Raw genomic sequence first — 15146 nt, forward strand, 5'->3', positions numbered from 1 at the left:
AATTCTCCTTATTTGGCACCATGTATTTCCTGCAATTGACGTTCTTCGTCTGTGCCATACTTCTTTTGCAAGCCAAGCATCCACAGACCCGCCAAACTCATCACAAATACAACACCTGCGAATCCCCACATGGTTTTCTGAATAACACCAGGAACCACAAGCATAGGAGTAATCAGCGCGAATAAACCGCAACACAAGCGAGAGAAACCGTTAATGTAACCCTGAATAGAAGCACGAATTTCAATAGGGAAAGATTCCTGCGTCCATACCTTATAAATTGCTTCACCTGCTAAAGGACTACCCAAGTTCATAAAAGCAGTTGCACCAACAATAACCCAGAGGTTTGTACCAGCCAAAGCCATAATAATCATTGCAGACAACTGAATAACAATACCCACAATAAATGCCTTATTGCGGTACTTACCACCTGCAACCGAAGCAAAGGCTATATTCAGAATAAGAGTAATAAAGTTCAAAATAATACCCAAACCGGTAGCAAGAGACTGACTTGCATCTGCTTTCGCAAACATAAAGGTTTGGAATTGACCCCACGTATTTGCTAAGAGATTCCATCCAACATAGAAAATCAAAATAGCAGCCAAGAAACTCAGCAGCATAACCTTGTTACGTCCGAAAAGAATCTTTGTTACAGATACGTTAGTGTCATGCGCAGTAACACCCATCTGCGCATCACGAGCGTCTGCTTCATCATGAAACTTCTTAAAGGTTGGAGAAGTAACACGCCATACAAAAGCAATAACTGCGAATATCGCCAAAATTGCAAAGACTACGCGACCGCCAGTAGCGCCGGAAAGTGCAGAAACCAAGAAGGCGCAAATAAAGGAAATAAACACACCCAACTGCCAGAATACCTGAGTAAGAGATACCAAGCGAGCAGCGAGAGAATCATTAGGAGCGTCATGCGAAACCACCGTCATAGATACTGGTAAATCTGCGCCAGAAGCCCATCCGGCAATAATCAAACCAGCAAGCAACGTCCAGAAGTTTTGAGCAAAGATACATACAACCGCTCCAACGGCATAGAGCAAATTAATCCAGTTAAAGAAGAAAACGCGCCCAATCTTATCGGCAATTCGACCGCCCATAAGCGAGCCAAAAGCGATAGCGAAGGTCATAATACCTGAAAGCTGGCCTACTTGAGCATTCGATAACTGTAAACCTTCTTGCCACACAGTAATTGTTGCCGATAAGCCAACAATAATACCGGAACCAAGCATTGAACCAATACCTGCTGCAACTGCTAGCGAGCTATAGCGACCTAAGCTTTGTGAGCTTTCTGTCTGAGACACCTGTGTCATGTTATACCTTTCATCACGTCTGCGTGCCTGAACATTCTCAGCTGCGATACCGTTATCGCGAACTCGATTCATATCTTAATTACTAATTTACATGTTTGCAAGTTGTAAGTAGAAAAATATAAATCCTTATGAAATGCACTTACCAAGGCATTGTTACGCAACGCAACTTACACATGTGTATGTAATGATGCGTACGTATGCGATAGAACAGCACCCCAGCACATGTAGAATAAGACCAGAGATTGCCGCTCGATGGAGGAATGTTATGGCACATACTGCAACATCATCGCAAACAGACGCCACCAGTGAGCGCGCGCTCATTTCTGAACTAATTACTGCACATTCAGAGAAAATCGCGGAACGTCCAGCTCGTCGGCGCAAAAGCGCTCAAGAGCGTTTCGAAGAAATTATTGATGTTGCTGTACGTTTAATTGGCGAGAAGGGCTATTTTGGTACCAGCCTGCCCGATATTGCACATGAAATTGGCATTTCACATACTGCTGTTTTGCATCATATTAAGAATAAACAAAATCTTTTAATTGCCATTATTGAGCGTCATTACGATCGTTTTGATGCTATGCAGAATTATTTAGCTCAGTTCAATGAGGATGGCGAGCACTACGGTGAAAAAGCATGTATTCCTGAAGTGTTACGCCGTGTTGTTGCGCAAAATGTGGAGCAGCCAGAAATGGTGAAGGCTTTTGAAATTTTGAACACTGAAGCCATCACTCCTTCACACCCTGCCCATGCGTATTTTGCTCAGCGTCCGCAAAAGTTTAAGGAACAATACCGTCAATATGAGTGGGCTGTGCCTGAAGGTGTTGATGGCGAGTTTGTATTTTTACTTGCTTTTGCTGCAATGTACGGATTAGAAGGACGCTGGTTAACGAATCCCGAGAGTATTGATTTCATCGAAGAATGGGCAAGATATGAGGACTATCTCTTCCCACTACCACAATGGGAAGGTTGTCGTTAAGAGCGAGAAAAATCGAGAGAAAGCCAAAGCAAACAAGGGAGCGAAAACTCCCCAACACATCTAGGAATGCCCACCCTCTCCTACACCGGATCGTTCAAATGGTCTAGGAACTCCTCCAAAGTCCAACCTTTGGCGGTTATGTATTGCGCAATACCTCGACCAACATAGCGGAAATGCCAATCTTCGTAATCAACGCCGGTCGATTGTTCTTTACCACGAAGGAAACGCAAAATAAAACCATACTGAGGAGCTAGAGATTGAATACGCTGCGCAAGAGCAGGGTCTTGCACATTAATATCTTCAGCCGTACTTAAATCCACAGCTAATCCAGTTTGATGCTCGGATTGCCCTGCTGGTTGCGAATATGTTTTTACCTGCGTTTCCGCCTGCCCACGATTCCAATCAGGATGAGCAGCCAGTTCATCGTTCACATACCCCTCAAACAGTTGCGTCTGGTAAGCCACACTGCGATAGCAAGAGATAAAATGAGCGCTTGAATCCACCTCCTGAGCGGCGTGAAGAAATTCAGACAGTTCATCAGCCACACGCGAATCGATGCTACACCTATTATTCAACTCCGTTAGTTGTGGATTCATTTCCTCGCGAGGATGCTCGCGGTTCACTAATACTAAGCGCCAATCATCGGCAGTAACACCAAATTTTTCTGCAATAGTCTGCTTAGTTTTGCTTGAACCATGCTTACCTGGACCATACTTATGAGCAGCATCAGAATTCTTCACTACAGCAGACTGGGCGCTTGCTTTGCTCCTTAATTTACTGCCTACTTTACTATTTGCTTTACGATCAGCAGCTTGCTGTTTCACACTCGCAGCACGACTACTCGTTGCAGTAATAAAATCAGAACGCATGCGCTGAACTGCACGTTCTCCCCACAGTGACCAGCCTGCCACAATAGCCACAATGAGCACAATAACCATGTTCTGAATGCTTGTAGCACGTTGCTGCGATGGCAATTGTTCAACGCCTAACCACTGTCTCTTTTCCGCACGTTTCTTCATATCTTGCGAACTTCTCTGCCTACTTCGCTGCTTATTTCACTACAGTCTTCGCTGTCATCTGCTCATCGTGAACGCTGGCTAAACTATGCGCTAAATCAGAAAGTAAATCATAACGACCATAGGCTGTGCTCATCACAGCCATCACGTAATCACCCGTGTCGCTTTTTACTATACCTGCATCGTTTTGCGCGAGAACATACTCATTGATGTCATTCCATCCAGCCTTTGTATAGGTAGTACCTCCCACTCCTTGATTAATAAAGGAGTTGAGCGTATGGGTATAATAATCTGCAAACCATTGCCTAGAGCTATCTGTTAAAGCGGCATTATAGAAAGCTTCTGCATTGGTCGCTGGTTGTGCGCGCATGGCGTCGGTACCAAAAAGATAATCGTAACCAAGCACCCACATTTTGGCTAAATCAGCGACAGGAATCCACCAATACTTCGTGCGCCCCAGCTCTGTATTAATATTCACGCCGGCAGTCCAGTTATGCAAAGCTCCTACGCCATAACTGTCAATTAACTGCTGGTAACTGTTGTTATCGGAATTAACAATAGCATTTTGCACCAATTGCGCAGTAGCTACATCTGTTGCAGCTGGGTTAAGCACTCCCTGCTCAAAATCAGCCATAATAACCGGCCCCTTCATAGAAGAAGCCGTATAATTTGCGGTTGACTGCTTGTATCCGAGTGTTTTCCCTGATGCTAAATCAACCACAACAAAAGACACGTTATTACCGGTGCTTTCGATGGCAGCAATTTTCTGATTTAGTTCGTCAGTTTTTTCCTGATTTAAGCTAAAACCTGAAGAAGTAAGAGCATGTTTATTCGTGAGACTATCGATGCGTACTACTGCTTGCATAACGAGATTATTGGTATTTTTATCGTATAAACCGCTGTTACGCGCTTGACGAAGAAAGCTGTGAGATTCATCGCTAGTATGGGAGGATTTTTTCGCTCTGCTTGCTTTACTGGCTCTGCTCGCGACGTGTGCGGTTGTGCGTTGCACTCCAACAGCTATACGCATAACCCAGTTCGCACCAGAAATAATCACAGCAAGAGCTATAAGAGTAGCAATAATACGATTTTTATACTTCTTCATTAAGTGCAACACGCACGTCACCCTTGAGAACCCTCCGCTCGTCTCATATACCCGCCTTCATCATACACACAAGCCTGCAAAAGACTTACAATGGTTTCTATGAGCGAGCATTTCAATGTAGAAAAGTTTTATGCCGGTCTTGACCAGATTTTTGAACAGCATCGCGCAAGCATTGATGCTTTACCGTATTTAGAGCAGGCGCTTGACCGCGCTTGTCAGCTCAACGATAGCAGTGCTGAGCTTAGTGTTATCAGCGAATTTTTAGGCTTTGACCGCTCTCATGCGCGCCATGATCATTCTCGTCTGCTCTGCACCCGCGCATTGCAATTGCGTCAAGAACTTGGTTTGGCAGACAGCGCGCAAAGCACGATTATTCTTATTAATGTAGCCACAGCCTACCGTCAAGCAGGAGATTTCGAGCAAGCGCGCAGATATTATGAGATGGCTGCTCGCGAAGCCGAAACAACGCTGAGCAATACTGACCGCCAAAAAGCCGCTTTATACAATAATTTTTCTATTCTGTGCAGCGAAACTGGCGAATATACTGAAGCTATCGAGCATCTCACCCGCGCTTTAGATCTTACGCAGCTGTCAAGTAAAGACCTTGAGAATGACCCTGATGTGGCCACAAGTTTAACAAATTTGGGCATGTTAGAAGTAAAAACGGGTATGCTCAGCCAAGCATTAGAACATACCAAGCAAGCGCTCAGCGTTTATGAACGTAATAGTGCTCTACAACAGTCCGCGCATTTTACCTCTGTTTTAGCTGGTTATGCTTACGTTTTGTTTGCATACGGACGCTTGCAGGAGTCTGTGCACTATTATGAGCAAGCAGTACCTTTAATTGCTCAGTTTTATGGCACTTCGAGCGGTTACTACACAGATACTGCCGAGAATTTACGCATAGTACGTGAAGCGTTAGGCGTTGATGCTGCCCAGCCAACGCCACAGCATATTGCCGGATTAAAACTATCTCGCCAGTATTGGAAAGCTTATGCCGATGAGCTCTTTTCTGGAGATTTAGCTCCACTGCGAGCGCGATCTGCTGTGGGTTTGATTGGGCATGGTTCGGAATGTTATGGCTTTGATGATGCGATTTCGAGCGACCATGATTTCGGCCCGCGTTTATGCATATGGTTAACAGCCGAAGATTATGAACAGTATGGCCAGCAACTTCAAGAAAGATATGAAGCATTACCTTCTGATTTCATGGGCTTTAAGCGTTCTGTGCAGTCCCCTCGTGGCGGCGGTCGTGACGGAGTGATGAGTATTGATAGTTTCTTTGAATCTATAACTGGTATGGCGAGCGCACCTGAGCGCTCTGGTGAGGAACACCTCTGGCTGAGCTTAGATGAGGCTACTTTAGCTGCTGCTACTAATGGCGAGATTTTTGCTGACCCATGTGGAGCTTTTTCTAGCCGTCGTCAAGCTTTTAAAAATATGCCTGAGGATGTGCGCTTGTATTTGATTTCTCAACGTTTAGGCATGATTGCTCAAGCCGGTCAATATAATTATTCACGCATGCTTCAGCGCGGAGACGAAGCAGCGGCCGCGTTAAGTGCGCACGAATTTGTGATGGCTGTATCATCTTTGATTTTCTTACTCAATAATCCTCTGACGGTTGGTTATGCACCTTACTATAAGTGGCGCATGGCAGCTCTGCGTAAGTTGAGCCGCGGCATGGCCATTCAATTAGCAGATATCTGTGAGCCTTTGGAGTTAATTGCCGCGCAAGCTTTGGATGAGAAAACTCAAGAACGCATGGACTTTATATGTTCTCGTATTGTTGAGCAGCTCAATACTGACGGTTTGAGTTCAAGCACAGAGGACTTTTTGGAATGGCATCGCCCATATGTTGAAGAGTTGATTTCTTCCGATAGTACACTACTGCACAGCATGTAGTTATTCTTCGCTATGCGGATGTTGCAATCTAAAGACTAACCACATGAAAAATGTTGATATAGCAACGCCACCAAGGATTTGGATAATGCCAACGAAAGTAAAAAGTGAGGCCCATCCTTCAAAAAGGAGTTTTATAAGAGTATTAATAATGAGTAAAACAACAGCATATACACATGTTTGTTGCCATACTTTTAATCCTGAAAACCAAGTGCTCATCAGAGCCTTCTTCCACCAAACAGTGTTTCACTCAATGTAGTACTACTATTAAACAGCAAAGGAGCGGTATGAGCGAACAGATATCTGTGCCTGATCTTGCCGAAAGCATTGTGCGCACAGAATGGCATCAGTTTCAACAGGTCAATAATGAGGGTGGTCGCGCGAATTGTCAGGGTAATTGGCCTACTTTTCACGTGATGCGATTAAGCCAATTTCTCACATGGACGGTTGAACTGTTACGAAGTTATGAACGAGACTTAGCATCAGGACGTAACTTGCTGATGGAAAAATATGCGTGGATGATGGCATCTACTCAATCTGAATATTTTCATAAAGAGCTCGAACCGTATCTCCTGCAGCTGTCAGATGAGCGCATAGAGATACAAGAAAAAATTATTGATCAGCAACTTCAGTGGGCGCGCGATTTTCATGCGCAATACCTAACTTTGGGCGATAATATGCGGGTTTTAACCACAAACCAAGATACAGACGATGCAACAAGTTTCGAAACATATTTGCGCGGCGAGCTAAGCACATACTCTAACGAAACAGTGCTGCTCTACAGTCAATTTATCGAAACTTTAGCACGCGAAAACCGTAATCTTACACACGAAATAATAACGTGGACAGTCAAGCTCAGCGGCTACGAAAATCTAGATGCTGCGCAACAGTATCTCACGATGTGAACACTTTGATGGCGCGAAAAGCCTGAAAATTAGCGCGTTTTCATACTCGTAACATTTTCTTAGTCGCTCTCGCCATGCCCCTGCATATTCTAGTACTTACAGTTTTCACGAGAAACTCTTCACCATATAACAGATGAAAACGAGGACTAATCATGGCAATTACTAATGAATACTTACAGCGTGTTTATGCTCAAGCAGAGAAGCGTGACGGAGATCAGCCAGAATTCTTGCAGGCTGTTCGCGAGGTTTTCGAAACTCTCGGACCAGTTGTAGAAGCTAATCCACAGTACGAAGCTAATGGCATTCTCGAACGCTTTATTGAGCCAGAGCGCGCAGTAAAGTTCCGCGTATGCTGGGTTGACGATGAAGGCAAGGTTCAGGTGAACCGCGGATACCGTATTCAGTTCAACAGCGCTATTGGACCATACAAGGGTGGCTTGCGCTTCCACCCAACTGTAACCGAGTCAGTTGTTAAGTTCCTCGGTTTCGAACAGATTTTGAAGAACTCCCTGACCACTTTGCCAATGGGTGGCGGTAAGGGCGGTTCAGACTTCGACCCTAAGGGCAAGTCAGATGCTGAAGTTATGCGTTTCTGCCAGGCATTCATGACTGAATTGCAGCGCCACATCGGTCAGTTCACCGATGTTCCTGCAGGCGATATTAACGTAGGCGCTCGCGAAATTGGCTATCTCTTCGGTCAGTACAAGCGCATTCGTGATGAATTTACTGGTGTTTTGACTGGTAAGGGCTTGGAATGGGGCGGCTCTTTGGCTCGTACCGAAGCAACCGGTTATGGTTTGTGCTACTACACTGCTGAAGCTTTGGATAAGTTGCGTGGCGATTCCTTCGAAGGCAAGACCGTTGCAATCTCCGGTTCCGGTAACGTAGCTATTTTCGCTACTGAAAAGGCTCAGGCTTTGGGTGCAAGGGTTGTAACTGCTTCTGATTCCAATGGTTACATCTACGATCCAAACGGCATTCAGCTTGACGTTGTGAAGGATATTAAGCTCGGTCACCGCGGTCGCATTAAGGAATACGCAGATCGCGTTCCAGGTTCCGAATACCACGAAGGCTTCACTGGCGTATGGACTGTTCCATGCGACATCGCTTTGCCTTGCGCAACTCAGAACGAAATTGACGAAGAGTCTGCAAAGACCCTCGTAAAGAACGGTTGCACCGTGGTTTGCGAAGGTGCTAACATGCCTTCCACTCCAGAAGCAATTGCTGTATACCAGGCAAATGGCGTACTCTACGGTCCTGCAAAGGCTGCAAACGCTGGTGGTGTAGCGGTATCTGGTCTCGAAATGAGCCAGAACTCCTACCGTTTGTCTTGGACCTTCGAAGAGACTGACGAAAAGCTGCACGATATTATGAAGGACATCGTTGCAAGCTCTCTCGAAGCTGCTGAAAAGTATGGCAAGAAGGGCGACTTGATGGCTGGTGCAAACATCGCTGGTTTCATTAAGGTTGCTGATTCTATGGTGGCTCAGGGCGCTTACTAAAACCTGATTACCACTGTCCGTAGCAAGACATCAAGGAAGCGTCTGTGTAGGTTGTGTTACACAGACGCTTTTCGTTGTTGTTGGGGCGATCCGGAGGTGAGGGATTTTCCGAAATTGTTATGTGAAATAACATAACAATTGGGAGCACGGACATATTATTGGAGGTTTTTATGTCTCATGTTGATTGAGTCTCATGCGATCGTGCGACGCCCTTTTGTGTTGTATCTTTCGTAGCTATTCATTAGCGATGAGTGGTAAAGCTTTTACCACTCCTGATTCGAGAGGTCAAAAAACTGTAACACGTAGCACTACCGATAGCTATGAACGATAAAGCAATAAACCGAAAACACGTAGTCAAGCGAAAGTTCTTTTACTCTTCAAAGTTGGAGGGTATCAGGAATTTTGTGTAAGCGGTAGGTTGCCCTATGACGAGTTCTATTTAGGGTCTTGAGGCTGGTCGCAATGAGGTTGTGCTTGACTTGGCTATCTTAGTTCATCATGTAAGTGGTTCGCTAGGTTAGCCGTTATGCTGTGCACACCATAACCTTTCATCTTTCTCATGCAGCACACACAGCCATACATGGTATTGCTCTTATTTAAGAGTGCTGCATGGCAACACACTGTTCCCAGTAAGGTCGCGTTCAACACGTCATGTCTGGGAGCATACAAAATCGCATACCCCACAGAGGAACCACGCTTATCACGTGCCACACACAGGTATGGTTTGCTGAAAAACCATGCCCGCGAGCCAGATTCAACAAAACCGCATACACAAAAACCCTGACGCCCTCTTTTTACCTCAAAGTTGGTCTTGGAAGTTGTAAACACAGGAGTAGTTGTTTTACTCATGCTGTTTCCATAACAGCTCTCTCAGCGACTAAAACTATGCAAAAAGTTTTGGGTATAACACAATATCTGTGTTATACCCAAAATGAGTTACCCAAGCCTAATAAGACTTGAAAGCCTATCTATCTTGCTCTACTTCTCTGATACCGAAAACTCATCAAGAGTTACCGTATCGGCTTCCTGAGTGGTCTGAGAGAATTCCGTAGTAGCATCGTTCTCTCCAGCTTCCACCTTCGCCGACGAGGAGCTCCCCCAGTCCCTATTCTCGGTATCATCTTTCTGAGACTTTCGCAAAGCCACGCTTATACCCGCTGCAATAAATCCAATACCCGTAAGTACGAGGAAAGCTATGCTCACTAGCGTAGACAAGCTAATGTTGAGATTGAAAACAGGGAGCAACGTATCTGGGAAGATAAACATTTGCAGTGCAGCGAATACCGTAAGAACAATACCCAGAATTGCTAGGAACGCTACAAAAATATTAGGAGTCGTAATGTACTCATACTTATTTTTGAAATGCACTTGTACTCGTGGTCTCATAGGCGTCGCATACATAGGCGGCTGCTGCACATACGGAGGCTGCTGAGGTTGCTGAGCATTCTGTGCATTCTGAGCATTCATCGGAGTTTGCTGCGAGTACGCAGAATTTTGAAAAGCTGGGTTTTGTGCCGGATTATATGGATTGTAGTTATTCATGGCATTATCCCTTCTTTATATTGATGGAGCCGAAAAGACTGAACGCATCAATATGCATTTCGATGTCGTGTTGTAGGCGATTGTCTAATTCACGCTCATACTCATCGCCGAGAGTAGACGCAGATGAAGCAAAATCAGAGTAATCAGAGATTTCTTCCCACTGGTTATACCAATCAGAGTCATCGTTATCAGTGAGGAAATCGAAATCGTTATATTCGCTCGCCTCATCATCAAGCCCATTGCTATCTTGCAGCTCCTTTTTCTTATCGCTCAAAAGGTTACGGAATCTGGTTGCATACTTATGGTTGACTTCCTCGTAGATACGGTCATACCACTCGTTGTTGAGGTGATAGCCGCCAACAATGTCTCCATAAATTTCTCGACTATACGAGCAGTCACGAGGCACAAGAATAGTGAGTTTCACGCCGTTTACAGCAATGTTGAAATCACCGGTTGGGCAGCTCGATTGCACTTGAGAACCGTCAGATTTAGTCCATGTATGTTCGCCCATAACTTCTTTCCAATTGGTCATGTCAAGGGTGGCATGAGGCGTATGGAATTTACTGGTTGAGGTGAACAATGTACCCTTATTCAAAGATGTAACCAGATTTTTCGTTAGCTTGATTATTTGCCCATCTCGCACATTGTATCGATTAGCGTACGTATACATACGACCTGAATCGCTGTTGGCATAATGGACGTAACGACCCTGGAAACCAAATACCGCTCCACACATCATGCAGAAGATTACGCCACATGCTCCCAGCCATGCATATCCAGCAGTTTTACGACCACGAAGAGCCAAAACTAAAGTAATCAGGCAGATAAAAATCGTTACACCTGCAGCCCACATCAGGAAGAGGCGTCCCCACGCTAAGTAATCATCATGAGCAATATTCATAAGGATGCCAGCAATATAGGCGAGTCCACCGGAGAGGAAGATCACACCCCACATAAGGAAACGTAAGAATGCTCCACCACTTTTACGGGTGTGAATAATGCGTTCTTGTTCCACATGTTGTATAGGAGCTGCTGCAGGAGTTGTATAGAGAGGAGGAGCAGCCATATATGCGTTATTTATGGGAGCCTGCCCAGCACCTGCAGCACCAGCAGCAGCGTTAGGCATGGCATTGCCCGCCGCAAAATATGGCGCAGCTTGCGGCGCTCCTGGAGCAGCTTGCTGCTGCCAGTTTTGAGGATTTTCCGCTTGGTTAACCGCGTATCCAATCAGCGCGAAGAACAAGCCTACGGTAATGAGTCCCCAGAAGGTGATGGTGGTTGTCAAAGCGCCGAAAATCAAGAAAATCAGCACGCCCACAGCTTCACCGCCTCCGTGGCCTTTTAATAAATCCTCCGCGAGAATTTCCCCACTCATATTTGGCAAAAGAATCCATGCCAACGGATACACAAATAAACCTGCACCCATCAGCACAAGAACTACCATCAGCACGCGCACAAGAGCGACATCCCAGCCCAAACGATTAGCTAAACCGGAGCACACGCCCCCCAGCCAACGCTGATCGCTGCGCACAATCTGAGAGCGGCGAATCCAATTAAAGAAATCATTTGTTTTCATCGGTCTCTCCTTTACAAGTAAAAAGTTCTCTCGAGTTGATGATTTAAGTATGGCAAGTTTTCGCGCTCCCTGATATCAGGGACACCCCTCATTCCTCCCCGATTTTGTGCATTTTCTCTCCCTCACAGCCCCTACTCCATGCATAATAGGGGTATGACAGATTACCCACTTCCTCCTAACGAACAGCATATTGCTCAACCATTAGCACCAGCACGGTATCCGCTTGTACGCCCGTATCAGCAGCGCGTATTTGCTGGCGTTTGCCAAGGTTTAGCTATGCATTTAGGCGTGAAAACATGGATTATTCGTTTGATATTCGTTACCACATCATTTATTTTCGGCCTGGGAATTGCGGCGTATCTGTTTTTATGGATTGCTGTGCCTGCGCAAAATCTTGCGACTATGCACGTCAACATGCTCGCGCCATCACAATCAGCTCTATCTAAAGGTAATAACGCAAGCTATCTTGTCTCTGCCCCACCGAATCAATACGAGTACGTTGCCACGCAATATATGCCTGCACAGTACTCAGCCCCTGAGCAAAACAATCAGCAATCTCACAGCGGTTTAGCATGGAATATTTTAGCCAGTATTCTTGCAGGTATTTTTGTTATTTATCTCGGTTTCAACTGGGCTATCGACCACCACTTACTATCTCCCATGCTTGCTATTGAAATTTCTGTGGGAGCTTTGTGCGCACTCGTTGCATGGCTGTATTCAGAGCGTTTTCATAAAATGAATATTGCTGTGATTGTTGGTATTCTGCTCGTTTTTGTCGCCGCAGTTTTTGCTCTGTGTACTATCTTCTTTAAGAAAAACGACTATCTGCACGTCTATGGAATCTTTTTGATTGGTATTTTTAGCGTTGCTATTACCACCGCTCCTCTTTTGGCGCAGTATCATCAAAACTTGCTGCAGGAATCTGCTCAAAAACAGCGCGAAGAAGAGCGTGCAGATATGGCAGCGCATCTTCATGATTCCGTTTTGCAAACCCTTAACTTAATCCGTCAAAACGCGCATAATGCTGATTATGTGTCTCAATTAGCGCGCACACAGGAGAGAGAACTGCGCCGTTGGCTGTATGAAGACCGCGAAAATGCTTCTGATTCTGTTGCGAGTAGCATGAAACTTATTTCTGCTCAGATAGAAGATACTCATGGAGTTCCTATTGACGTTATTACTGTGGGAGATTGCGAACCGAACGAGAGAATTTCCGCTTTGATCGATGCAACCCGTCAAGCGCTCACCAATGCGTGTTTACACGGCAAGCCTGCTATTTCACTGTATGTTGAATGTGGATCGCATGATATTAGCGTATTTGTTCGCGACCATGGAGACGGTTTTAATCTTGGCGATATTCCGCAAGACCGTATGGGCATTCGCCACTCCATTCAGGGACGCATGGAACGCGCAGGCGGTACAGTAGAGATAGTATCTCGCCCACAATGGGGCACAGAAGTGCGCATGACCCTTCCATTAGAGGAGAAGAAATGATTCGAGTAGCAGTCGTGGACGATCACGAAATGTTTAGAGCAGGTGTTATTGCTGCCATCAGTAATGCTGTAGATGTTGTAGGGCAAGCAGGCGATGTAGAAGGATCCATCGCCATGATTGCAGATACTCAGCCAGATGTTGTTCTTCTCGATGTGCACGTACCCGGCGGTAACGGCGGCGGTGGAGCAGAAATTCTTACCCGCTCCAAAGCACAATCACCGCAGAGTATTTTTCTTGCTTTATCAGTATCAGATTCAGCAGAAGATGTGGGAGCTGTTATTCGCGCGGGCGCTCGAGGTTACGTCACCAAAGCAATTGGCCCTGAAGATTTAGTGTCTTCTATCCAGCAGGTTTCAGAAGGATACGCAGTTTTCTCACCTCAGTTAGCAGGCTTTGTGTTGCAAGCCTTTCAAAGCGGCCCTGCTCCTGCTACTAGCAACGAAAGCTCGAATGTTCAGGACGAAGAGCTCAACTCACTAAGCGATCGCGAACAGGAAGTTATGCGCCTGATTGCACGCGGTTATACGTATAAAGAGGTTGCTGCAGAACTCTTTATTTCTATTAAAACTGTAGAAAGTCATATGTCAAAAGTCCTGCATAAGCTCCAGCTGTCTAATCGCACGCAGCTGACGCGATGGGCTGCTCAGCGCAAGATCGTGTAGCATACTGTCGTTCCATACCCACCACACCTGTGAGCACAAAATCACCGCAATAATACCGCGGGTTCGTGCTGTAATCTTGTGGAGCGTATGGTACGACATCCTTAAAAATACTTTCATATTCGTTCACGCTTACTTGCGTGCGCTGATTGAGTAAATCAGCATGATAATACAAAGCCTTTTCATAGCCTTCTACTAAACGCGCGGTAAAGAGCTCTGCTACTGCACCCGAACCATAAGAGAACAGCGCTAACCTGTCGCCTGCTTTCAAACTGTTATCGAGCTCGAGAAGACTGATAAGTCCGACGTACAAAGAGCCTGTATATACATTACCGATAGCGCGCGAGTACTGGATGCTCTGCTCAAAACGCTGCTCAAGATGTGTGACTGGTTCAGTGAGCTCCTCCAGTTTGCGCAAAGCCTTCGCACCCATTTTTGTGTATGGCAGATGGAAGAGGAAAGCCGCGAAATCCTGCGGTTTCGCGTGCATAGTGTGAGCATAATCTAACCAGACATGCTCAAAGAATTCGAGATATTGCTCGGTTGAGTATTTTCCTCGAGCCTGCGCTTCATCTGTATACACTGGACGCCAAAAATCTTGGATACTGCCCGAGTAGACGCTGGTATGCTCCTCAATTTCGGCAATCCGCGGATTTTCGGACACCAATATGGCAACTGCTCCGCCACCTTGAGTCACTTCTCCACCGCTGGCTAATCCATAGCGTGCAATATCGGCAGCAATAATCAGAGCTTGTTTACCCGGATGAGCCGCAATATAATCTCGTGCTACGAGCAAGGCTGCAGTACCACCAAAGCATGCCTCTTTTATTTCCATGCATCGCACAGAATGCGGCAGATTCAGTAGCTCATGAATATAGAGCGCTGATGCTTTCGAGGCGTCTACACCCGACTCAGTGCCTACAATAACCAAACCCAAACGGCTATCGTCAATATCGCCACGCAGACGGATAGCAGCATTCGCTCCCATCGTCACAATATCCTGACTTGACGGAATAACTGCTTGCTTATCTTGACCAATACCAATCGTAAATTTATTGGGATCAACGCCGCGCGCCACGGCTAATTCACGCACATCGAGATAGTAAGACGGCGTATACAAACTAATGCGGTCAATACCAATAGACATATCTTC

13 protein-coding genes are annotated in these 15146 nt (G+C 45.7%); 6 read left to right on the top strand and 7 right to left on the bottom strand.

Translation table 11 applies throughout. The annotated features are described in order from the left end of the window. Nucleotides 1-8: 8 nt before the first annotated feature. On the bottom strand, nucleotides 9-1391 hold the full coding sequence (locus G464_RS0103340; RefSeq protein ID WP_244264112.1) for an MFS transporter: 1383 nt from the start codon (nucleotides 1389-1391) through the stop codon (nucleotides 9-11). Nucleotides 1392-1584: 193 nt separating this feature from the next. Here G464_RS0103340 and G464_RS0103345 point away from each other — a divergent pair, with 193 nt between their 5' ends. Then, a complete protein-coding gene (locus G464_RS0103345; protein ID WP_022856729.1) occupies nucleotides 1585-2295 on the top strand; it encodes a TetR/AcrR family transcriptional regulator in 711 nt (236 codons plus the stop codon). 80 nt (nucleotides 2296-2375) lie between these two features. Here the strand turns inward: G464_RS0103345 and G464_RS09645 are convergent, their stop codons facing one another. Together G464_RS09645 and G464_RS0103355 are read right to left on the bottom strand one after the other, a co-directional pair. Then, entirely contained in the window at nucleotides 2376-3314 is a 939-nt protein-coding gene (locus G464_RS09645) for a M15 family metallopeptidase (protein ID WP_022856730.1), read from the bottom strand. A 31-nt stretch (nucleotides 3315-3345) separates the two neighbouring features. Then, nucleotides 3346-4416 carry a serine hydrolase gene (locus G464_RS0103355; protein ID WP_022856731.1) on the bottom strand — a complete coding sequence of 357 codons (1071 nt, stop codon included), beginning with the start codon at nucleotides 4414-4416 and terminating at the stop codon, nucleotides 3346-3348. Between the two features lie 99 nt (nucleotides 4417-4515). Here G464_RS0103355 and G464_RS0103360 point away from each other — a divergent pair, with 99 nt between their 5' ends. Continuing rightward, entirely contained in the window at nucleotides 4516-6318 is a 1803-nt protein-coding gene (locus tag G464_RS0103360) for a DUF4037 domain-containing protein (RefSeq protein ID WP_244264113.1), read from the top strand. Here G464_RS0103360 and G464_RS0103365 read toward each other — a convergent pair whose 3' ends face one another. Further along, a complete protein-coding gene (locus G464_RS0103365) occupies nucleotides 6319-6534 on the bottom strand; it encodes a hypothetical protein (RefSeq protein WP_021617728.1) in 216 nt (71 codons plus the stop codon). 68 nt (nucleotides 6535-6602) lie between these two features. On the opposite strand from G464_RS0103365, the gene G464_RS0103370 reads away from it, so the two are divergent. Beyond that, nucleotides 6603-7220: a DUF4125 family protein gene (locus tag G464_RS0103370; RefSeq protein WP_022856733.1), complete on the top strand. Its 618-nt coding sequence runs from the start codon at nucleotides 6603-6605 to the stop codon at nucleotides 7218-7220. Between the two features lie 152 nt (nucleotides 7221-7372). Then, a complete protein-coding gene (gdhA, locus tag G464_RS0103375) occupies nucleotides 7373-8722 on the top strand; it encodes an NADP-specific glutamate dehydrogenase (protein ID WP_022856734.1) in 1350 nt (449 codons plus the stop codon). A 978-nt stretch (nucleotides 8723-9700) separates the two neighbouring features. On the opposite strand, the gene G464_RS0103380 is transcribed toward gdhA, so the two are convergent. Both G464_RS0103380 and G464_RS0103385 read right to left on the bottom strand, forming a co-directional pair. Then, on the bottom strand, nucleotides 9701-10264 hold the full coding sequence (locus G464_RS0103380) for a hypothetical protein (protein WP_022856735.1): 564 nt from the start codon (nucleotides 10262-10264) through the stop codon (nucleotides 9701-9703). Nucleotides 10265-10268: 4 nt separating this feature from the next. Continuing rightward, complete coding sequence (locus G464_RS0103385; RefSeq protein ID WP_022856736.1) at nucleotides 10269-11840, bottom strand: PspC domain-containing protein; 1572 nt, start codon at nucleotides 11838-11840, stop codon at nucleotides 10269-10271. A gap of 153 nt (nucleotides 11841-11993) precedes the next feature. On the opposite strand from G464_RS0103385, the gene G464_RS08715 reads away from it, so the two are divergent. Continuing rightward, nucleotides 11994-13334: an ATP-binding protein gene (locus G464_RS08715; RefSeq protein WP_022856737.1), complete on the top strand. Its 1341-nt coding sequence runs from the start codon at nucleotides 11994-11996 to the stop codon at nucleotides 13332-13334. Beyond that, nucleotides 13331-13996 (top strand): LuxR C-terminal-related transcriptional regulator, encoded by a 666-nt coding sequence (locus tag G464_RS0103395; RefSeq protein WP_022856738.1) that lies wholly within the window; start codon nucleotides 13331-13333, stop codon nucleotides 13994-13996. The genes G464_RS08715 and G464_RS0103395 overlap by 4 nt, the downstream gene beginning before the upstream one ends. On the opposite strand, the gene G464_RS08720 is transcribed toward G464_RS0103395, so the two are convergent. Continuing rightward, nucleotides 13947-15140, bottom strand: a complete 1194-nt coding sequence (locus G464_RS08720) for a hydroxymethylglutaryl-CoA synthase (RefSeq protein ID WP_022856739.1) — start codon at nucleotides 15138-15140, stop codon at nucleotides 13947-13949. The genes G464_RS0103395 and G464_RS08720 overlap by 50 nt on opposite strands. Between the last annotated feature and the right edge of the window lie 6 nt (nucleotides 15141-15146).

The organism is Alloscardovia omnicolens DSM 21503 (assembly GCF_000420505.1).
In the GTDB taxonomy this organism is placed as follows: domain Bacteria; phylum Actinomycetota; class Actinomycetes; order Actinomycetales; family Bifidobacteriaceae; genus Alloscardovia; species Alloscardovia omnicolens.